The 19,711-nt window shown below is 59.8% G+C and carries 20 protein-coding genes; 14 read left to right on the top strand and 6 right to left on the bottom strand.

Annotated features, from left to right (window positions below; all coding sequences use genetic code 11):
• Nucleotides 1-32: 32 nt before the first annotated feature.
• Both gluQRS and dksA read right to left on the bottom strand, forming a co-directional pair.
• Complete coding sequence (gene gluQRS / locus CQ041_RS15195) at nt 33-920, bottom strand: tRNA glutamyl-Q(34) synthetase GluQRS (protein ID WP_105523264.1); 888 nt, start codon at nt 918-920, stop codon at nt 33-35.
• An 83-nt stretch (nt 921-1,003) separates the two neighbouring features.
• A complete protein-coding gene (dksA, locus tag CQ041_RS15190; protein ID WP_025857127.1) occupies nt 1,004-1,447 on the bottom strand; it encodes an RNA polymerase-binding protein DksA in 444 nt (147 codons plus the stop codon).
• Nucleotides 1,448-1,766: 319 nt separating this feature from the next.
• Here dksA and CQ041_RS15185 point away from each other — a divergent pair, with 319 nt between their 5' ends.
• Together CQ041_RS15185 and sfsA are read left to right on the top strand one after the other, a co-directional pair.
• Entirely contained in the window at nt 1,767-2,939 is a 1,173-nt protein-coding gene (locus CQ041_RS15185; protein ID WP_105523263.1) for a pyridoxal phosphate-dependent aminotransferase, read from the top strand.
• On the top strand, nt 2,939-3,649 hold the full coding sequence (gene sfsA, locus CQ041_RS15180; protein WP_105523262.1) for a DNA/RNA nuclease SfsA: 711 nt from the start codon (nt 2,939-2,941) through the stop codon (nt 3,647-3,649). The genes CQ041_RS15185 and sfsA overlap by 1 nt, the downstream gene beginning before the upstream one ends.
• On the opposite strand, the gene CQ041_RS15175 is transcribed toward sfsA, so the two are convergent.
• The gene (locus tag CQ041_RS15175; protein ID WP_105523261.1) at nt 3,646-3,963 is read right to left on the bottom strand and encodes a Rieske 2Fe-2S domain-containing protein; all 318 of its coding nucleotides are present in this window, start codon (nt 3,961-3,963) and stop codon (nt 3,646-3,648) included. The two genes, sfsA and CQ041_RS15175, sit on opposite strands and share 4 nt — an antisense overlap.
• A 156-nt stretch (nt 3,964-4,119) precedes the next feature.
• Here CQ041_RS15175 and CQ041_RS15170 point away from each other — a divergent pair, with 156 nt between their 5' ends.
• The 3 genes from CQ041_RS15170 to CQ041_RS15160 are packed head-to-tail and all read left to right on the top strand — an operon-like array spanning nt 4,120 to nt 6,799.
• Nucleotides 4,120-4,998 (top strand): hemin ABC transporter substrate-binding protein, encoded by an 879-nt coding sequence (locus CQ041_RS15170; RefSeq protein WP_105523260.1) that lies wholly within the window; start codon nt 4,120-4,122, stop codon nt 4,996-4,998.
• 50 nt (nt 4,999-5,048) lie between these two features.
• Entirely contained in the window at nt 5,049-6,032 is a 984-nt protein-coding gene (locus CQ041_RS15165) for an iron ABC transporter permease (protein WP_163002656.1), read from the top strand.
• Nucleotides 6,032-6,799, top strand: a complete 768-nt coding sequence (locus CQ041_RS15160) for a heme ABC transporter ATP-binding protein (RefSeq protein ID WP_105523258.1) — start codon at nt 6,032-6,034, stop codon at nt 6,797-6,799. The genes CQ041_RS15165 and CQ041_RS15160 overlap by 1 nt, the downstream gene beginning before the upstream one ends.
• Before the next feature lie 243 nt (nt 6,800-7,042).
• Here the strand turns inward: CQ041_RS15160 and CQ041_RS15155 are convergent, their stop codons facing one another.
• The 3 genes from CQ041_RS15155 to CQ041_RS15145 form a co-directional block, all read right to left on the bottom strand.
• The gene (locus tag CQ041_RS15155) at nt 7,043-7,315 is read right to left on the bottom strand and encodes a TfoX/Sxy family protein (RefSeq protein ID WP_105523257.1); all 273 of its coding nucleotides are present in this window, start codon (nt 7,313-7,315) and stop codon (nt 7,043-7,045) included.
• Between the two features lie 202 nt (nt 7,316-7,517).
• Complete coding sequence (locus CQ041_RS15150; protein ID WP_105523256.1) at nt 7,518-7,862, bottom strand: pentapeptide repeat-containing protein; 345 nt, start codon at nt 7,860-7,862, stop codon at nt 7,518-7,520.
• Between the two features lie 92 nt (nt 7,863-7,954).
• Nucleotides 7,955-9,493, bottom strand: a complete 1,539-nt coding sequence (locus tag CQ041_RS15145; RefSeq protein WP_105523255.1) for a bifunctional aminoglycoside phosphotransferase/ATP-binding protein — start codon at nt 9,491-9,493, stop codon at nt 7,955-7,957.
• Nucleotides 9,494-9,611: 118 nt separating this feature from the next.
• Here CQ041_RS15145 and mrcB point away from each other — a divergent pair, with 118 nt between their 5' ends.
• The 9 genes from mrcB to msrQ all read left to right on the top strand — a co-directional run bounded on the left by mrcB (nt 9,612) and on the right by msrQ (nt 19,408).
• Nucleotides 9,612-11,936: a penicillin-binding protein 1B gene (mrcB, locus tag CQ041_RS15140; protein ID WP_105523254.1), complete on the top strand. Its 2,325-nt coding sequence runs from the start codon at nt 9,612-9,614 to the stop codon at nt 11,934-11,936.
• A gap of 16 nt (nt 11,937-11,952) precedes the next feature.
• Nucleotides 11,953-12,687, top strand: a complete 735-nt coding sequence (locus tag CQ041_RS15135) for a tetratricopeptide repeat protein (protein WP_105523253.1) — start codon at nt 11,953-11,955, stop codon at nt 12,685-12,687.
• A complete protein-coding gene (locus CQ041_RS15130) occupies nt 12,687-13,016 on the top strand; it encodes a YqcC family protein (RefSeq protein ID WP_105523252.1) in 330 nt (109 codons plus the stop codon). The genes CQ041_RS15135 and CQ041_RS15130 overlap by 1 nt, the downstream gene beginning before the upstream one ends.
• A gap of 431 nt (nt 13,017-13,447) precedes the next feature.
• On the top strand, nt 13,448-15,172 hold the full coding sequence (locus tag CQ041_RS15125; protein WP_105523504.1) for an acetolactate synthase 3 large subunit: 1,725 nt from the start codon (nt 13,448-13,450) through the stop codon (nt 15,170-15,172).
• Between the two features lie 2 nt (nt 15,173-15,174).
• Nucleotides 15,175-15,666 (top strand): acetolactate synthase small subunit, encoded by a 492-nt coding sequence (ilvN, locus tag CQ041_RS15120; RefSeq protein WP_003176102.1) that lies wholly within the window; start codon nt 15,175-15,177, stop codon nt 15,664-15,666.
• A 47-nt stretch (nt 15,667-15,713) separates the two neighbouring features.
• A complete protein-coding gene (gene ilvC, locus CQ041_RS15115) occupies nt 15,714-16,730 on the top strand; it encodes a ketol-acid reductoisomerase (RefSeq protein WP_105523251.1) in 1,017 nt (338 codons plus the stop codon).
• 144 nt (nt 16,731-16,874) lie between these two features.
• Nucleotides 16,875-17,732: a CDP-diacylglycerol--serine O-phosphatidyltransferase gene (gene pssA, locus CQ041_RS15110; RefSeq protein ID WP_105523250.1), complete on the top strand. Its 858-nt coding sequence runs from the start codon at nt 16,875-16,877 to the stop codon at nt 17,730-17,732.
• A gap of 63 nt (nt 17,733-17,795) precedes the next feature.
• The gene (gene msrP / locus CQ041_RS15105) at nt 17,796-18,809 is read left to right on the top strand and encodes a protein-methionine-sulfoxide reductase catalytic subunit MsrP (RefSeq protein ID WP_105523249.1); all 1,014 of its coding nucleotides are present in this window, start codon (nt 17,796-17,798) and stop codon (nt 18,807-18,809) included.
• On the top strand, nt 18,809-19,408 hold the full coding sequence (gene msrQ / locus CQ041_RS15100; protein ID WP_105523248.1) for a protein-methionine-sulfoxide reductase heme-binding subunit MsrQ: 600 nt from the start codon (nt 18,809-18,811) through the stop codon (nt 19,406-19,408). Before msrP ends, msrQ begins: the two co-directional genes overlap by 1 nt.
• Nucleotides 19,409-19,711: the final 303 nt, after the last annotated feature.

The following is a 19,711-nucleotide window of genomic DNA, read 5'->3' as shown; positions in this document are numbered from 1 at the left end:
GGTAACGGATGGCTGGCAACCTGCAAGCGCCTTCAGCTCAATTGCGCTTCGGCCAGCGTGAGTGTGCGCGGGATCCGAGTCGCATCCCACTGCTGGATGCCCCAATCCAGCAGTTCCCGTGGGCTGGCGTGGAGCAGTTCGATGCCTGGCTGCTGGCCGAGCGCGCGCAGTGCTCTCAATAGCAAAGGCGTCGCCTGATCGGGCGTCAACGGCGGTGATCGATAAGATTTTCCCAGTTTGTTTCCGTCCGGCTGGACGATCAGCGGTACGTGCAGGTAACGCGGTTGGCGCAGGCCCAGCAGTTCCTGCAGGTACAACTGGCGCGGCGTGGAGTCCAGCAGGTCGGCGCCACGCACGATATCGGTAACACCTTGCCACGCATCGTCCAACACCACGGCCAACTGATAGGCATACAGGCCATCGCGGCGACGGATGACGAAATCGCCTACGTCGCGGCCCAGATGCTGTCGGAATTCGCCCTGTACACGGTCGGTAAAGTGGTACTCGAGCTCCGGCACCCGCAAGCGGATCGCTGCATCCTGCTGGTCGTGCCCCGCATTGCGACACAGGCCCGGGTAAATCCCGTTGTAGGGCTCCAGTTGTTTGCGTGAGCAGGTACAGGCGTAAGCCAGGCCGTGGTTGAACATGTCGTTCAGGACCTTGGCGTAAGCATCATGCCGATCGCTTTGTCGGACAAGTTCCCCGTCCCACTCAAAGCCGTAGCTTTCCAGCGCGTGGAGGATCGCCGCCTGGGCGCCGGGCTCTTCACGGGGCGGGTCGAGGTCTTCCATGCGCATCAGCCAGCGGCCGTGGTGGGCGCGGGCGTCGAGGTAGGAAGCGAGGGCGGCGACCAGGGAGCCAAAGTGCAAATGGCCGCTGGGTGTGGGGGCGAAACGCCCAATATAGATAGAGGCTGTCATGCGCCGGATACTACTGGAAAATCGCTAAACGCCAGAAACAAAAATGGGGCGTTCGCACGCCCCATTCGTTCAGTTCGGCAGGATTACTTGCCGACCTGTTTTTCCTTGATTTCAGCCAAGGTCTTGCAGTCTACGCAGAGGTCCGCGGTTGGGCGGGCTTCCAGGCGGCGGATACCGATCTCGACACCGCAGGATTCGCACCAGCCGTATTCTTCGTCCTTGATCAGTTGCAGCGTCTTGTCGATCTTTTTGATCAGCTTGCGCTCGCGATCACGGGCGCGCAGTTCAAGGGCGAACTCTTCTTCCTGGCTCGCACGGTCGGCCGGATCAGGGAAGTTGGCTGCTTCGTCCTTCATATGGTCAACCGTACGGTCAACCTCCTGCATCAAGTCCTGTTTCCACTTGTTCAGGATCTTGGTGAAGTGCTCGCGCATGGGCTCGCCCATGTACTCCTCACCTTTCTTCTCTACGTAAGGTTCGAAGCCATTGAGGCCTTGAGTCTGCTGTTGCTTTGCTTGGGTGGACATGAATAGACCGCCTCTCACTCTTCTAATCCATTGCGCAGGATTGCAACGTCACCGACACCTGCCGGCCCTGCGGCTGCAAGCGGGCGAACTTACCAGATAGATTCGGGGTGCGCCACTCCCGGTTGTCGAGGCCCATCACGTCTGTGTCGCAAACGGCGACAGCCCGTCGTGAGTGGGTATGTATCGTCTCGAATAATGATTTTAGTCGTTTTGCTGGCGCTTGCCCGAACCGCAGAGGCGGCCGGGCAGGCAATAGAACATGTTTTAACGCGCGGGTTCGGTAGAATCCGGATTTTGTCCTCACCGTTAAGGAAGGCTAATGGCTCAGCCCTACAGTGCGCGTAGTCGCGCCATCGAACCTTTTCATGTCATGGCATTGCTGGCGCGTGCCAATGAACTGCAGGCCGCCGGTCATGATGTGATCCACCTGGAGATTGGCGAGCCGGACTTCACCACCGCCGAACCGATCATCCAGGCTGGCCAGGCAGCGCTGGCCAATGGCAAGACGCGCTACACCGCAGCCCGTGGCCTGCCGGAACTGCGCGACGCCATCAGCGGTTTCTACCAGCAGCGCTACGGCTTGAACGTCGACCCCGAACGCATCCTGATCACGCCCGGTGGTTCCGGTGCTTTGTTGCTCGCCAGCAGCCTGTTGGTGGACCCGGGCAAGCACTGGCTGCTGGCCGATCCGGGTTACCCGTGCAACAGACACTTCCTACGCTTGGTTGAAGGCGCGGCGCAACTGGTGCCCGTCGGTCCTGACGTGCGTTACCAATTGACTGCCGATCTTGTGGCCAAACATTGGAACGAAGACAGTGTTGGTGCGCTGGTGGCATCCCCGGCCAACCCGACCGGCACGATTCTCACGCGGGACGAATTGGCCGCGTTATCGGGCGCAATCAAGGCGCGCAACGGTCACTTGGTGGTGGACGAGATCTATCACGGCCTCACCTACGGCACCGAGGCCGCCAGCGTGTTGGAAGTGGATGACGATGCCTTTGTGTTGAATAGTTTTTCGAAGTATTTCGGCATGACCGGCTGGCGCCTGGGTTGGCTGGTGGCGCCGTCCGCCGCCGTGGGCGAGTTGGAGAAGCTCGCGCAAAACCTTTACATCAGTGCGCCAAGCATGGCCCAGCATGCTGCACTGGCCTGTTTCACCCCGCAAACCCTGAGCATTCTGGAAGCGCGCCGCGCCGAATTCGGCCGCCGTCGCGATTTCTTGCTGCCGGCGTTGCGTGAGTTGGGTTTTGGTATCGCGGTAGAACCGGAAGGCGCGTTCTATTTGTACGCTGATATCAGCGCGTTCGGCGGCGATGCCTTCGCGTTCTGTCGACACTTCCTGGAAACCGAACATGTGGCGTTTACGCCTGGCCTGGACTTCGGCCGCTATCAAGCCGGTCACCATGTGCGTTTTGCCTACACGCAAAACCTGGATCGGCTACAGGAAGCGGTGGACCGAATTGCCCGTGGCTTGCAGAGTTGGCAAGGCTGATGCGCTTCAATCCTCCCCTCGAAGAGGGTCGGCTGATTCGCCGATACAAGCGCTTCCTCACCGATATCGAAACCCTTGACGGCGAGTTGCTCACCATTCACTGCCCTAACACCGGCTCTATGCTCAATTGCATGGTGGAGGGCGGGCAGGTCTGGTTCAGCCGTTCCAACGATCCCAAGCGCAAGTTGCCCGGTACCTGGGAAATTGCAGAAACGCCACAAGGCCGTCTGGCGTGTGTTAACACAGCGCGCGCCAATCAGTTGGTCGAGGAGGCATTGCGTGCCGGAGTGATCACCGAGCTCAATGGCTTTACGGCCTTGAAGCGCGAAGTGCCTTACGGCCAGGAAAACAGCCGCATCGACTTTCGCTTGGATTACCCGGACGGCGCGGCTTATGTTGAAGTCAAAAGTGTGACCCTGGGCTTTGACGGCTCCACGGTGGCGGCTTTCCCCGATGCGGTGACCCAGCGTGGCGCCAAGCACCTGCGTGAACTGGCTCATCTGGCGCGGGACGGTGTGCGTGCGGTGCAATTGTATTGCGTCAATCTCTCGGGAATCGAGGCCGTGCGCCCGGCGGTAGAGATAGATGCCGGTTACGCGGCTGCATTGCGTGAAGCCAAGGGTGCCGGGGTGGAAGTGTTGGCTTACGGTGTGCGCATAACGCCCGACGAAGTTTTTGTCGACCGACGGTTGGATGTGCTGGCCGACTAGATGTCCACCCACAGGCCCTGTGCGTCTTCACGGCCGAGCAAGGTGGTGAGGCTCTGACCCGCGCAAGGGCCGGAGATGCACTCGCCGCTTTCGATCAGGAAGAGTGCGCCGTGGGTGGCGCACTGGATCAGGCTGGCGCTGGTGTCCAGGAACTGGTCCGGTTGCCACTCCAGCGGAATGCCGCGATGGGGGCAGCGGTTGAGATAGAAGTAGGCAACCCCGTCCCTGCGCACGCCCAACAACCTGCAGCCATCGATGTCAAAACCGCGGCTGCTGTCGGGCGCGAGGATGTCGGAGGGGCCGAGAAACTTCATTTCAGTCCTTAAGTACCTTGACGGTCAAATGCAAACAATTATCAAATGCGGGCTTCGCCCGTCAGCTGACCGGGTGCTCAATACGATGCCGGGCAGGAGAGTTCTGTCACATCCACGAGTGCCTGGCCGGCCCTGCCACTGGAAGGAAACCCTGTTATGCGCCTGAGTACCAGCGCTATTGCGCTTGTTGTCGGACTGCTGGTCAATCACGAAGCGCATGCTTCTGAACAGCCTCAACGCTGGGTGAGTGCCGGAGGTGCGCTGTCTGAGTGGGTGGTGGCACTGGGCGGCGAGTCGAAGCTGGTGGGGGTGGACACCACCAGCCAGCATCCCGAATCCCTCAAGGCGTTGCCAAGCATCGGTTATCAGCGGCAGCTGTCGGCCGAAGGCATTTTGAGCCTGCGCCCGCAGGTGCTGGTGGGAACCGAGGAAATGGGGCCGCCGCCAGTGTTGGCGCAGGTTCGCAGCGCGGGCGTGCAGGTGGATCTGTTCTCGGCGCAGCCGGATCTGCCGACCTTGAAAGGGAACCTTGAGCATTTGGGCGCGTTGCTGGGCAATGAGGCCAAGGCCGACCAATTGTTTGCTGGATACGAACAGGCGCTGGCGCAGCAAAAGGCCTGGGTTATCCAGGCGCAGGCCAGGCAAAAGGCGCCGGGTGTGTTGCTGTTGCTGGGGCATGCAGGGGGCAAGCCGCTGATCGCAGGCAAGGACACGGCGGCCGACTGGATGCTGCAGCAGGCCGGCGGGCATAACCTGGCAACCCACAGCGGTTACAAGCCGTTTTCGGTGGAGTCGTTGGCAGGCTTGAGCCCGGAGGTGCTGGTGTTTGCCGACCGTGCCCTGACCGGCGACGCGGCGCGCGTGGCGTTGTTCAAGGAAAATCCGATCCTTGCCGCGACCCCGGCCGCCAAGGCCAACCGCGTGTTCGAGCTGGACCCGACGCTGTTGGTGGGCGGGCTTGGGCCGCGTATTCCGCAAAGCCTGGTGGCATTGTCCGCCGGGTTTTATCCGTCCCAGCCCAAGCCTGCCCCATGACCCAGTTGGTTAAGCCGCGAACGCTGTTTATCGGCTTGGCGATGTTGTGTGTGCTGGCGACCTGGCTGTCGCTGGCGCTGGGGCCTGTGAGCCTGCCGTTGCTGGATACGCTCAAGGCGGCGCTGCGCATGCTGGGCGCTCCCATCGAAGCCCAAGGCCTGGAGCAGGCGGAGCTGATCCTGGGGCAGATTCGATTGCCGCGCACTTTGCTCGGGCTGGCGGTGGGCGGCGTGCTGGCGTTGTCGGGTGTGGCGATGCAGGGGCTGTTTCGCAACCCGCTGGCTGATCCCGGCCTGGTTGGCGTCTCCAGTGGGGCCGCGCTGGGGGCGGCGATGGCGATTGTCGGCGGTACGTACGTTGGCGGTTTGTCGGATGCGTTCGGGCCGTATTTTTTGTCGTTGTGTGCATTCCTTGGGGGGTTGGGTGTGACTGCGCTGGTCTATCGGCTTGGACGGCGCAACGGCCAGACCAACGTCGCGACGATGCTGCTCGCGGGAATCGCATTGACGGCTCTGGCGGGTTCGGTGGTGGGTCTGTTGACCTATGTGGCGGACGACGCCACGTTGCGCACCCTGACGTTCTGGAACCTGGGCAGTCTCAACGGCGCCAGTTATTCACGGCTGTGGCCGCTGCTACTGGTAAGCGTCGGTGTGGCGGTGTGGCTGCCGCGTCGAGCCAAGGCGCTGAATGCGCTGCTGCTGGGCGAGTCCGAGGCCAATCATCTTGGGATCGACGTTGAAGGCCTCAAGCGTGAGTTGGTGTTCTGTACGGCGCTGGGCGTCGGGGCGGCGGTGGCCGCGGCGGGAATGATTGGGTTTGTGGGGTTGGTGGTACCGCATCTGATGCGCTTGCTGGCGGGCCCGGATCATCGGGTGTTGTTGCCTTCGTCGGTACTCGCGGGCGCTTCCCTGCTGCTCTTGGCTGACCTGGTTGCACGCCTGGCCCTGGCTCCGGCGGAGTTGCCGATCGGGATTGTCACCGCGTTTATCGGTGCACCACTGTTCCTTTATTTATTGCTGTACAGGAGAGTCTGATGCTTCGGGTGGAAGGGCTGAAGATCCGGCGCAATCACAAGATTGTACTGGCCGATGTCACTCTGGACCTGCTGCCGGGCGAAATCCTCGGTGTGCTCGGCCCCAATGGTGCTGGCAAGAGCACATTGCTCGGGGCGCTGTGCGGTGAACTGCATCCGGACGCGGGCCAGGTCTGGCTGGATCAACGCCCACTGAGCGAATGGGGCGGGGCGCACCGGGCGCAACGCCTCGCGGTGCTGCCGCAGACGTCGACGCTGGACTTTGCGTTCCGAGTCGAAGAAGTGGTCGGCATGGGCCGCTTGCCCCACCAGACTGGGCGGGCACGCGATGACGAAATTATCGAGGCGGCCCTGCACGCTGCTGATGTCGGCCACCTGAGCGGTCGCAGCTATCTGGCTTTGTCGGGCGGCGAGCGCCAGCGCGTGCACCTCGCACGGGTGCTGGCACAGCTGTGGCCCGGCGAGACGGGGCAGACACTGTTGCTGGATGAGCCGACCTCGATGCTGGACCCCTTGCACCAACACACGACGTTGCAGGCGGTGCGGACGTTTGCCGATCGCGGCGCCGCTGTGCTGGTGATCCTGCATGACCTGAACCTGGCTGCGCGTTACTGCGATCGGATCCTGCTGCTGGAGGAGGGGCGTCCCCATGCACTGGATACCCCGGCGCAGGTCATGCGCCCTGAGCCACTCAAAGCCGTGTTCGGTTTGGACGTGCTGGTCCAGGCCCATCCTGAACGGGGTCACCCGTTGATCATTGCGCGCTGAGCGCCCTTTATGGCGGGCAAAAAAAGACCCGGCAAGAGCCGGGTCAAATAACCGTGATTAGCCTGATGAGGAGATAATCTGAGAGTCCGAACCAAGGGGCTTTCAGTTATCGGCTGATCTCGCGACCAGTTGTGATAATCATAACGATTCTCATTTGAGAGTCAACCCTTGTTTTGACGCCTCTCTGTGCTTTTCTCAAACGCCTGTTCGGAATGCCTGCAAATACGGGAGTTGGACGTCGATCTAGTTTTTCTGGCGCGTTGAAATGGCATCCAGCTGACGGTTCAGCGCCTCCTTGCGTTCGGCCGGAACATCATTCCAGTGCACATCCATCAACGCGCCCTCGATGGCGTACAACAGCACTTTCGATGCGCGAAAGCCGCGCGTGCGCACGGCCCGGTAGGCATCGACCGCGCCCAGCCGGCGCAAATCGGACGCACTGTGGATGCCCACCGCATGCAGCCACTGCGCCGACGTCTTGCCGAGGTTTTTCAGGTGTTGCAGCTCATCGTTCATCAAGCCTCCTTGCGACGGCCGAATGGTGCGGTGGGTATCGTGACCAGGCAACCTGAACAGGAGTGTAGCGCTCAGTAGGAAAAACGTAGTTCTTTAGTCTGAAACGGCCTAAACACTTATAAGAATCGCGGGAGGATTTAACCCATGCAGGCGGGAGCACCCCGGTTCGGCAGCGCGTCACCGGGGGACAGGGCAGGGGAGATTAACGGGTGCGATAGCGCAGGCGGGTGCCGAAGTTGACGGACATGAGGATCTCGTCAGCCGTCAATTCGGGGGGGAAATAGGTACCGGAGATCTGCGCATGGGCCAGGCTTGCGCCTTCCAATGAGCAGCCACGCAGATCCAGCCCACGCAGATCGGCTGAGCGGAAATACGCATCGGTGAAGTCAACGCCAGCCGCGTTCAGCTCGCGCAGGTCCAGCCCGCGGAAGTCGCCGCCGCGCATATCAATGGCGCCTTCTTTCGGACGCTCCTGATTGAAGCCGCGGACATCGTCTTTGTGCAGGAGCGAATAGAGCGGGGTATCAAGAAGCTTGGGCTGACTCATGATGGCGTCTCCTGTTGGATTTATGACGCCATTATAGTGCCACTATTCAAGGGGCGCGCGCTCGTGTGTGCGACGCGCCCCTTAAATATTTATTACAGTCCCGGCAGGCGCTGGCGGATTTGCGCGACGACAGCGTCCAGGGTACCGCTCTGATTGGTTTCGACACGCTTGCTCAGCAGCAGCTCCTCGGCGCTCAGCGGCTCGCGGTTAGCCTGTTGTTGTTCGATGACCGCCAACGTTGCGTCGGACGGGTCGCTTTTCTCTGCCTGACGCTGCTCCAGCCAGCTGGCAATGACGGCCTGCGGCGCGTTGCAATCGAGGATCAGGAAAGGCGCACCGGTGGCCTCGGCGACCTTGGCTGCAGCATCGCGCTGCTCGCGCTTGAGGAACGTGGCGTCAATCACGACCGGGAAACCGGCGCGCAGCACGGTGCTGGCGATGTCATTCAGGCGTGCATAAGTCGCGGCACTGGCGTCGGCTGCGTAGATATCCCCCTGCTGCTCACCGAACAAACGCTTGCGCTCCACGTCCGAACGCAGGCGCACGGCACCCAAGGCTTCTACCAGGCGCATGGCGACATGGCTTTTTCCGACCGCTGAAACGCCGTGGGTAATCGCCAGGAAGCGCGATGGAATGGTGCTGTAGCTCTCGGCCAGGTTGGCGTAGTTGCGATACTGGCGAAGCGTGGTGGCGCGTTGTACCGGGCTCGCATCCGCCTGCAGGCTGAACAGCGCAACCTTGGCGCGAACCAGGGCGCGATAGGCCTTGTAGAAATTCAGCAGTTCAAGGCCTTGGTAGTCGCCGGTCAGCTCCAGGTATTGGCTGATAAAGCGACGAGCGAGGGATTTGAGGCCCCGGTCTTCCAGGTCCATGGCCAGGAAACCGGTATCGGCGTACACGTCGGTGAAGCGGAAGGGTTCGTTGAACTCGATGCAGTCGAAGATCACCACCTGGCCATCGATCAGCGTCGCGTTGCCCAAGTGGATGTCACCGTGGCATTCGCGGGTGAAGCCCTCCAGCTTGCGTTGTGCCAGCAGCGGCTTGAGACGTTCGAAGCTGCTCTCGGCCCAGGCTTGCAGGGCGTCAAGTTGAACCAGATCGACTTTGTCGCTGAGAAATGGGCGAATTTGCTCGAAGTTCTGCCGTACCGGCGCCATCACTTCGTCTGGGGTGCCCGCCGGGTGATCTTGCGGCACTTCCGGGGCGCTGAGATGGAAGTGCGCGATCTGTTGGGCCATCTCGTCGATGTGCGTGCTGGTCAGTTCGCCATTGGCTTGCAGGGTGCTGAGCAGTTGGCTTTGCGGGAATTGGCGCATTTTCAGCGCGTATTCGATCGCCGGGCCTTCGCCGCCCAACTGCGGGGCTTCGGCTGTACCGGTAACCGGCAACACTTCGAGATACAAATCGTGGGTCAGGCGTTGGTTGAGGCGCAGTTCTTCATTGCAGAAGTGACCGCGTTTTTCCAGGTCAGTGAAGTCCAGGAAGCCGAAGTTCATCGGTTTCTTCAGTTTGTACGCATAGGGGCCGGTCAGTATGACCCAGGAAATGTGCGTCTCGATGATTTGGAACGCTTCAACCGGATGGGGATACAAGGCCGGGTTTTGCAGGGCGGCGATCAGGGACTGGCTCACGGGCGATCCTTCAAAGACTGGGGGAAATCATGGCGGGCATTATGGCTGCTGGCGCCGGTCATGCAAACCGCTGTCCGGCTCATGTTGATCATCAATAAAGTGCGTATAATCCGCCGCCATGACTCGAACCCGATCTCCCCGTTCCCGTAAAAAACCTCCTTCCCGCAGCCTGCGCCCATGGCTGGGCTGGGCGCTCAAGCTCGGCCTGGTGGGGCTTGTAGCCCTTGCCGGGCTGGCGGTGTACCTCGACGCCGTGGTGCAGGAGAAGTTCTCCGGCAAGCGCTGGACCATTCCGGCGAAGGTCTACGCGCGCCCGCTGGAACTGTTCACCGGCCAGAAGCTGAGCAAGGACGACTTCCTCACCGAACTCGATGCCCTAGGCTATCGCCGCGAACCCGTGAGCAATGGCCCCGGCGCCGCAGCCGTCAGCGGCAACACCGTCGACCTGAATACCCGTGGCTTCCAGTTTTACGAAGGCCTCGAAAAAGCCCAGCCCGTGCGCGTGCGCTTCTCCGGCGACTATGTCGCCGAGCTGTCGTCGCTCAATGGCTCCAAGCTGCCGGTGGTGCGCCTGGAACCGCTGATGATCGGCGGTATTTACCCGAAGAACCTTGAAGACCGCATCCTGATCAAGCTCGATCAGGTGCCGCCGTACCTGCTCGAAACCCTGGTGGCGGTAGAAGACCGTGATTTTTACAGCCATTGGGGCGTTTCGCCGAAGTCGATTGCCCGCGCCGTTTGGGTCAACACCTCCGGCGGCAAGATGACTCAAGGCGGCAGTACGCTCACGCAACAATTGGTCAAGAACTTCTACCTGACCAGCGAGCGCAGCCTGACTCGTAAGCTCACCGAAGCCATGATGGCGATGCTGCTGGAGATGCACTACAGCAAGCAGGAAATCCTCGAGGCGTACCTCAATGAGGTTTTCGTCGGCCAGGATGGCCAGCGTGCCGTGCACGGTTTCGGCCTGGCCAGTCAATTCTTCTTTGGCCAGCCGCTGTCTGAGCTGAAGCTGCATCAGGTCGCGTTGCTGGTGGGTATGGTCAAGGGGCCGTCCTACTACAACCCGCGCCGTAACCCTGAGCGTGCGCTCGAGCGCCGTAACCTGGTACTCGACGTACTTGAGCAGCAGGGTGTGGCCACGGCTGAACAAGTGGCGGCGGCGAAGAAGATGCCATTGGGCGTCACGACGCGTGGCAAGCTCGCGGACAGTTCCTTCCCAGGCTTTATCGATTTGGTCAAACGCCAGCTGCGTGAAGACTATCGCGACGAAGACTTGACCGAAGAAGGCCTGCGCATCTTCACCAGTTTCGATCCGATCCTGCAGATGAAAGCTGAAGCGTCTGTGACTGACACCTTCAAGCGCATGACGGGTCGCAAAGGCTCCGATGAGGTTGAGGCCGCCATGGTTGTGACCAATCCGGAGACGGGTGAGGTTCAGGCTTTGGTCGGCAGTCGCCTGGCCAGCTTCGCCGGTTTCAACCGCGCGCTGGATGCGGTGCGGCCTATTGGTTCGCTGGTCAAGCCGGCCGTGTACCTCACGGCGTTGGAGAAACCGAGCAAATACACGTTGACCAGTTGGCTGTCCGATCACCCGTTGTCGGTCAAGGGCGGCGACGGCCAGGTGTGGACGCCGCAGAACTTTGATCGTCGTTCCCACGGTACGGTGTTCCTGTATCAGGGGCTGGCGCATTCCTACAACATTTCCACGTCGCGCCTCGGGCTTGAAGTGGGCGTGCCGAATGTCCTCAAGACGATGGCCCGCCTGGGTATCACCCGCGAATTCCCGGCCTTCCCATCGATCCTGCTGGGTGCGGGTGCAATGACGCCGATGGAAGTGGCGACCATGTACCAGACCTTGGCCAACGGTGGCTTCAATACGCCCATGCGCGGGATCCGCAGCGTACTGACCGCCGAGGGCGAGCCGCTCAAGCGTTATCCGTTCCAGATCCAGCAGCGCTTCGATGCCGGCTCCATCTACCTGATCCAGAACGCCATGCAGCGTGTGATGCGTGAAGGTACCGGTGCCTCGGTCTACAAGGTGCTGCCGTCGAACCTGACGCTGGCGGGCAAGACCGGTACCAGTAACGATTCGCGTGACAGTTGGTTCGCGGGCTTCGGCCAGGACGTGCTGGCCGTGGTCTGGATGGGCCGCGATGACAATGGCAAGACCCCGTTCACCGGCGCGACCGGTGCACTGCAGGTCTGGACCAGTTTCATGCGCAAGGCTGACCCGCTGCCGCTGAACATGCCGCAGCCGGACAACATCGTGCAGGCCTGGATTGATCCGCACACCGGGCAAGGCTCCGATGCCAACTGTCCGGGCGCGGTGCAGATGCCGTATATTCGCGGCAGCGAGCCACCACCCGGTGCCGCGTGCGGGGGCAGCGTCCCGGCTGACGCGGAATCGGTGATGGATTGGGTCAAGGGCTGGATGAATTAAGCAAAGAGGGTTTGAAGTGAACAAGTGGTTGATTCCGGCTATTACCGCCCTGGCTTTGCTCAGTGGCTGCTCCAGCGTGCAGCGTGGTTCGATTCCCGTGGTGGATTCGAGCACGACTGTTTCCAACAACGACCGGATTTCGGCCAATGGTGGTTTCCGCCAGACCGTGACCAATCGTCCTGCTCAAGCCAGTCCCCAGGCCGTACCGCAGGAATCGGGCGTGGTGGTGATGGTGCCAGGCGCAGGCGCCGCAACCGCCGCACCGATCAGCGCCGAGCCATGGACGCCGGGCCCAAGCACGTCGGGGCCGGTCGATTCCACGCCGATCCAGACGGCGCCTATCAACCAGGGCACCTACAGCATGCCGTCGACGCCCAGTGGGATTCCGTCGTCGTCCAATGCCGGTGGTCTCTCGGCTGACGAACAGCTGGACGGCCCGGTATTGGCGCTGCTGACCACCGCTCAACAGCAACAGGCCGGTGGCGACTTGAACGGCGCATCGTCGAGCCTTGAACGTGCCCAGCGCGTTGCGCCACGTGAGCCGCAGGTGTTGTATCGCCTGGCCCAGGTGCGCATGGCCCAGGGCGATGCGCCCCAAGCCGAGCAGTTTGCGCGCCGCGGGCTGACGCTGGCCAATGGTCGTCCCGACCTGCAAGCCAACCTGTGGGCCTTGATCGGTGATGCGCGTGCGGCACAAGGCGACGCCGCCGGTGCTGCCCAGGCGCGGCAGAAAGGCAAGGTTACCTACTGATGGATGTGCGCTTTCCTGCGATTGCCGAACAGTTGTTGCTGATCGAGCGCGAATTGCGCGTGCAAGGCTGGTGGGACGAGGTGTCCCCCAGCGCTGACGCGCTCAGCAGCGTCGAGCCGTTTTCAGTCGACACCCTGGACTTCCACCAGTGGCTGCAATGGATCTTCCTGACGCGCATGAAGCAGATCCTCGAGCAGGACCTGCCGCTGCCCAATGCATCGGGAATCCTCGAAATGGCGGAAATGGTCTACGCCGATCGTCCGCGAGAGAGTCTCGGTTTGCGTAACGCGCTGAAAAAGTTCGACCAATTGATCGTCGACGCTCGTTAATTGCCTGACTGTCGGGTTTTCCGGCAGTCTTGCGCACATTTCTACCGCTTGACGACATTCAGGCGAGTTTTATCCCTCCTTGAAGCCCTTTCTTATACGTTCTGATGCGCTTAGTTGGAAAAAAGCGCAATTATTGCTTGACTTGAACGGCCTGAAACAGAAGAATCCAAAGTCCGCTGTATCGGGACTGCCAGAAGCAGGCCCGCTCAGCAGATCATGAGGCGCACATCCGCGCCGACCTGTTACACCCGCAACGCGTTACCTCGCGCTGGGTGGGAAAAGCCCGCAACACTTGGGACGATCCCAATACTTGCTCAGTCAGTGCTGACGTAGTCGGCGACCACCGTCGCTCATGCTCTGTTGAGAAGTAAACCTATTAAGACCCGTCGGTTTTCAACGGACGGTATTCTGGCGTTTTAGAGGTGAACAACGTGGAGCTTTTATCTGGCGGTGAGATGCTCGTCCGCTTTTTGCGTGACGAAGGCGTCGACTATATCTACGGGTACCCAGGTGGTGCTCTGCTGCATGTCTACGACGCACTGTTCAAGGAACCGGCTGTTACCCACATCCTGGTTCGCCACGAACAAGCTGCAACCCATATGGCTGACGGTTATGCCCGTGCCACCGGTAAAGCCGGCGTGGTACTGGTAACTTCCGGCCCAGGCGCAACGAATGCCATTACCGGCATCGCGACTGCGTATATGGACTCCATCCCGATGGTGATCATCTCTGGCCAGGTGGCAAGCACCATGGTCGGTACCGATGCATTCCAGGAAACCGACATGATCGGTATCTCCCGGCCGATCGTGAAACACAGCTTCATGATCAAGCATGCGTCGGAAATCCCGGAAGTCATGAAAAAGGCGTTCTACCTCGCGCAGTCCGGTCGCCCGGGTCCTGTGGTGGTCGATATCCCGAAAGACATGACCAACCCGGCTGAAAAATTCGAATACGTCTTCCCGAAAAAAGCCAAGCTGCGTTCCTACAGCCCGGCCGTTCGTGGGCACTCGGGGCAAATTCGCAAGGCGGCAGAAATGCTGCTGGCGGCCAAGCGCCCTGTGCTGTACTCGGGCGGTGGTGTGATTCTGGGCGGCGGTTCGGCGCCGTTGACCGAACTGGCCAAGCTGCTCAACCTGCCGGTGACCAACACCCTGATGGGCCTCGGCGCCTTCCCGGGTTCGGATCGTCAGTTCGTCGGCATGCTTGGCATGCACGGCAGCTACACCGCCAACCTGACCATGCACCACGCCGACGTGATCCTGGCCGTGGGTGCGCGATTCGATGACCGTGTGATCAATGGCGCGAGCAAGTTCTGCCCGAATGCCAAGATCATTCACATCGACATCGATCCGGCGTCCATCTCCAAGACCATCAAGGCCGACGTGCCGATCGTGGGGCCTGTTGAAAGCGTATTGACCGAAATGGTCGCCGCGCTCAAGGACATCGGCGAAACGCCGAACAAGGAATCCGTTGCCAGCTGGTGGAAGCAGATTGACGAGTGGCGCGGCGATCGTGGCCTGTTCCCTTACGACAAGGGCGACGGCAGCATCATCAAGCCACAAACCGTGATCGAGACCCTGTGCGAAGTGACCAAGGGCGACGCCTTTGTGACCTCCGACGTGGGTCAGCACCAGATGTTCGCCGCGCAGTACTACAAGTTCGACAAGCCTAACCGCTGGATCAACTCCGGTGGCCTGGGCACGATGGGCTTTGGTTTTCCTGCGGCCATGGGCGTGAAGCTGAGTTTCCCCGACACCGACGTGGCGTGCGTCACCGGTGAAGGCAGCATCCAGATGAACATCCAGGAACTGTCGACGTGCCTGCAGTACGGCCTTCCGGTGAAGATCGTCTGCTTGAACAACGGCGTGCTCGGCATGGTTCGTCAGTGGCAGGACATGAGCTACGGTAGCCGTCACTCCCACTCCTACATGGAGTCGCTGCCAGATTTCGTCAAATTGGTTGAAGCCTATGGCCATGTCGGCATTCGCATCACCGATCTGAAAGATCTGAAGCCGAAGATGGAAGAGGCGTTCGCCATGAAGGATCGCCTGGTGTTCATCGATATTCAGGTGGATACCAGCGAGCACGTCTACCCGATGCAGATCAAAGACGGCTCTATGCGCGACATGTGGCTGAACAAGACGGAGCGTACTTAATCATGCGGCACATTATCTCCCTGCTTCTGGAGAACGAACCCGGCGCTCTGTCCCGTGTTGTCGGCCTGTTTTCGCAACGCAACTACAACATCGAAAGCCTGACCGTGGCCCCGACCGAAGACCCGACCCTGTCGCGCCTGACGTTGACCACTGTTGGCCACGATGAGGTGATCGAGCAGATCACCAAGAACCTCAACAAGCTGATCGAAGTGGTCAAGCTGGTCGACCTGTCGGAAAGTGCCCACATCGAGCGCGAGCTGATGTTGGTTAAGGTCAAGGCCACGGGTGCCCAACGTGCCGAGATCAAGCGCACCACCGATATTTATCGCGGGCAGATCGTCGATGTGAGCGCCAGCGTTTATACCGTTCAACTGACCGGTACAAGCGACAAGCTGGACAGCTTCATCCAGTCGATCGGGACGGCCTCGATTCTGGAAACGGTACGCAGTGGTGTCACCGGGATTGCCCGTGGCGACAAAGTACTCAGCATCTAACCCAAATTAGCGAATGGCCTTACGGCCTGGATATATAGAGGAACCTCATGAAAGTTTATTACGATAAAGATTGTGACCTGTCGATCATCCAGGGCAAGAAAGTCGCCATCATCGGCTACGGCTCCCAGGGTCACGCTCAAGCTTGCAACCTGAAAGATTCCGGCGTTGACGTGACTGTTGGCCTGCGTAAAGGCTCGGCCACCGTTGCCAAGGCTGAAGCCCACGGCCTGAAAGTGACTGACGTTGCTTCCGCCGTTGCAGCTGCCGACCTGGTCATGATCCTGACCCCGGACGAGTTCCAGTCCGCGCTGTACAAGAACGAAATCGAGCCGAACATCAAGAAGGGCGCCACCCTGGCCTTCTCCCACGGCTTCGCGATCCACTACAACCAGGTTCAGCCGCGTGCCGACCTCGACGTGATCATGATCGCGCCGAAAGCACCGGGTCACACCGTGCGTTCCGAATTCGTTCGTGGCGGCGGCATCCCTGACCTGATCGCGATCTACCAGGACGCTTCGGGCAACGCCAAGAATGTTGCGCTGTCCTACGCTGCTGGCGTGGGTGGTGGTCGTACCGGCATCATCGAAACCACCTTCAAGGACGAGACCGAAACCGATCTGTTCGGCGAACAAGCCGTTCTGTGCGGCGGTACCGTTGAGCTGGTCAAAGCCGGTTTCGAAACCCTGGTTGAAGCGGGCTACGCGCCAGAAATGGCCTACTTCGAATGCCTGCACGAACTGAAGCTGATCGTTGACCTCATGTACGAAGGCGGTATCGCCAACATGAACTACTCGATCTCCAACAACGCCGAGTACGGCGAGTACGTAACGGGCCCGGAAGTGATCAACGCCGAATCCCGTCAGGCCATGCGCAACGCCCTGAAACGTATTCAGGACGGCGAGTACGCCAAAATGTTCATCACCGAAGGCGCTACCGGCTACCCTTCGATGACCGCCAAGCGTCGTAACAACGCCGCTCACGGTATCGAAAAAATCGGCGCGGAGCTGCGCTCCATGATGCCGTGGATCGGTGCCAACAAGATCGTCGACAAAGACAAGAACTAAGTCGCACGTATCAAGGAAAAACGCGGCTTAGGCCGCGTTTTTTCGTTTGAGGGGCTGGTTCTGGTATAAAGCTGCATCGTTTGTTGGCGAACACTCGCCGCAAGTTTCTGTCGAATTTTTTCACACCGTTGCAAGGTAAAGTCCATGAGCGAACGTCCCGAAGAGCCAAACCAGGCTTCTGACGCCGAAAGCATGCTGCCGATCGATGAGCATGTCGAAGAAGGTCATGACGCGGAAGGCCGCAAGGTCCGGCATCGTGGCATCTATCTTCTGCCCAACCTGTTCACCACGGCGAACCTGTTTGCCGGCTTCTATTCGATTATCAACTCCATGAGTGCCCAGAGCGCACTGGCGGCAGGTGATGCGGCGAGTGCTAGCAAGTATTTCGGCTTTGCGGCCATTGCCATCTTCGTGGCCATGGTGCTCGACGGCCTCGATGGTCGGGTGGCGCGCATGACCAATACCCAAAGTGCCTTCGGTGCCGAGTACGACTCGCTGTCCGACATGGTTGCTTTTGGCGTCGCCCCCGCACTGCTGGCGTTTGCCTGGGCACTGGGTGACATGGGCAAGGTCGGTTGGATGGTTGCCTTCATCTATGTGGCTGGCGCTGCGCTGCGTCTGGCGCGCTTCAATACCCAGGTGGGCACTGCCGACAAGCGTTACTTCATTGGCCTGGCCAGCCCAGCGGCTGCGGGAGTGGTAGCGGGTATTGTCTGGGCGTTCAGTGACTACGGGATCCAGGGTTCGAAAATGTCGTTCCTGGTTGCCCTGATGGTGGCGGCGGCCGGCATGCTGATGGTCAGCAATATCAAATACAACAGCTTCAAGGAATTGGACCTCAAGGGGCGCGTACCCTTTGTAGCGATCCTTGTCGTGGTGCTGGTGTTTGCTGTCGTATTCAGTGACCCGCCGCGAATCCTGCTGCTGGCATTCCTGGTTTACGCCGCTTCCGGCCCGGTGCAATATTTGCTGCATCTGCGCCGGGACAAAACGTTGCCTTAATGTAATTTCCCCCATACTCCGCAGTCTATTGGTGCATCAGTCCTCCAATACTGCGGAGTTGCCATGTTAATCAAATTGCCTAAAGCGTCTGATTGCCACGAATCGGATGTCACCCCTGAATCGTTCTACCTCTCTCGTCGCAGTTTGCTCGGCGGCGCGCTCGCCGGTATGGCTGCCAGCAGCTTGCCGCGCTGGGCTGGGGCGGATGAAGCCACTCGTTATGCCGACGTCGAGCCAGGCAAGGCGCCGAGTTGGTTTGCCGAGAAGCTGCCTGACACTCAGTGGCAAGCGGTCACGGTGAAAGGCGAGGCCATCACGCCGTTCAAGGACGCTACCCACTACAACAACTTCTATGAGTTCGGTACTGACAAGGGCGACCCGGCGGCAAATGCGGGCTCACTCAAGACCGAGCCGTGGAGTGTTGTGATCGATGGCGAAGTGGCGAAGCCTGGGCGTTATGCCCTGGAAGATTTCATGAAGCCCTATCAGCTGGAAGAGCGGATCTACCGATTGCGCTGTGTCGAGGCCTGGTCGATGGTTATTCCGTGGATGGGCTTTCCTATCTCGGCCTTGCTCAAGCAGGTGGAGCCGACCTCCAAGGCCAAATACATCCGGTTTGAAACGCTTCAGGATCCCAAGACCATGCCGGGGCAGCGCTCCAATTTCGGTTTGATTGATTGGCCGTATGTTGAAGGCTTGCGTCTGGACGAGGCGATGAATCCTTTGGCGATTCTTGCCGTGGGTATGTATGGGCGGGAACTGCCCAATCAGAATGGCGCGCCACTGCGTCTGGTGGTGCCCTGGAAGTATGGTTTCAAGAGTGTGAAGTCCATCGTGCGGATCAGTCTTGTAAGCGAGCAACCGAAAACTACCTGGCAGAGCATTGCTGCGAATGAGTACGGGTTTTATGCCAACGTGAACCCTACGGTCGATCACCCGCGCTGGACGCAGGCGCGGGAGCGGCGTCTACCGAGTGGCCTGTTCAGCCCGAATGTGCGCGAGACGCAGATGTTCAATGGCTACTCGGACGAGGTGGCGTCTCTTTATACCGGCCTGGACCTGCGGAAGAACTATTGATGCGTTATCCGATGTGGCGCATTGGCGTCTTTATAGCGGCAGCGATCTGGCCGTTGCTCTGGCTATATGAAGCCTGGAGCTCCGCGCTGGGGCCAGATCCGGGCAAGGTGCTGGTGGATCGACAGGGCTTGGGCACCTTGATCCTGTTGCTGATTACCCTGTGCATGACACCGCTGCAGAAACTGAGCGGTTGGGCGGGGTGGATAGCCGTGCGCCGGCAACTGGGGCTATGGTGCTTTGCCTATGTAGTGCTGCACCTGGCGGCTTATTGCGTGTTTGTCCTCGGTTTGGACTGGTCGCAACTGGGCGTCGAGCTGGTCAAGCGTCCTTATATCATTGTGGGGGCCTTGGGGTTCCTGTCGTTGCTGGCATTGGCCGTGACGTCTAATCGCTACAGTCAGCAGCGACTTGGTAAACGTTGGAAGAAGCTGCACCGGTTGGTGTATGTGATTCTTGGGCTGGGTTTGTTGCATATGCTGTGGATCGTTCGGGCGGACCTGAAGGAGTGGGCGATCTATGCATCTATAGGCGCACTGCTTTTGGTGCTGCGGATTCCTGCGGTAATGCGTCGAATCCCTCGTCTTATGGCGAAAAGCTAAGCTTTTGAAACAAAAGTGTAATTAAGGCTTGACCACAGATTCCAGATGTCTATAATTCGCCCCACTTCCGGCGCAGTCGAAACGGAAAACTCCTTGGTAAACAATGAGTTATGTAGGTTTCGGCAGTAGGTTGCTTCAGTTCATCGAAGTGATCAGGAAGTTGAAAAAGAGGTGTTGACAGCAGCGTGTAACGCTGTAGAATTCGCCTCCCGCTAACGAGTGATCGGAAGCGCAAGTGGTTGAAGTTGTTGAAGAATTCTTCGAAAACTTCTGAAAATAATCACTTGACAGCAAATGAGGCTG

The sequence above is a fragment of the Pseudomonas sp. MYb60 genome, assembly GCF_002979555.1.
In the GTDB taxonomy this organism is placed as follows: Bacteria; Pseudomonadota; Gammaproteobacteria; order Pseudomonadales; family Pseudomonadaceae; genus Aquipseudomonas.
The sequence above is the reverse complement of the archived record's forward strand: the minus strand, read 5'-3'. Positions and strand labels throughout refer to the sequence as shown.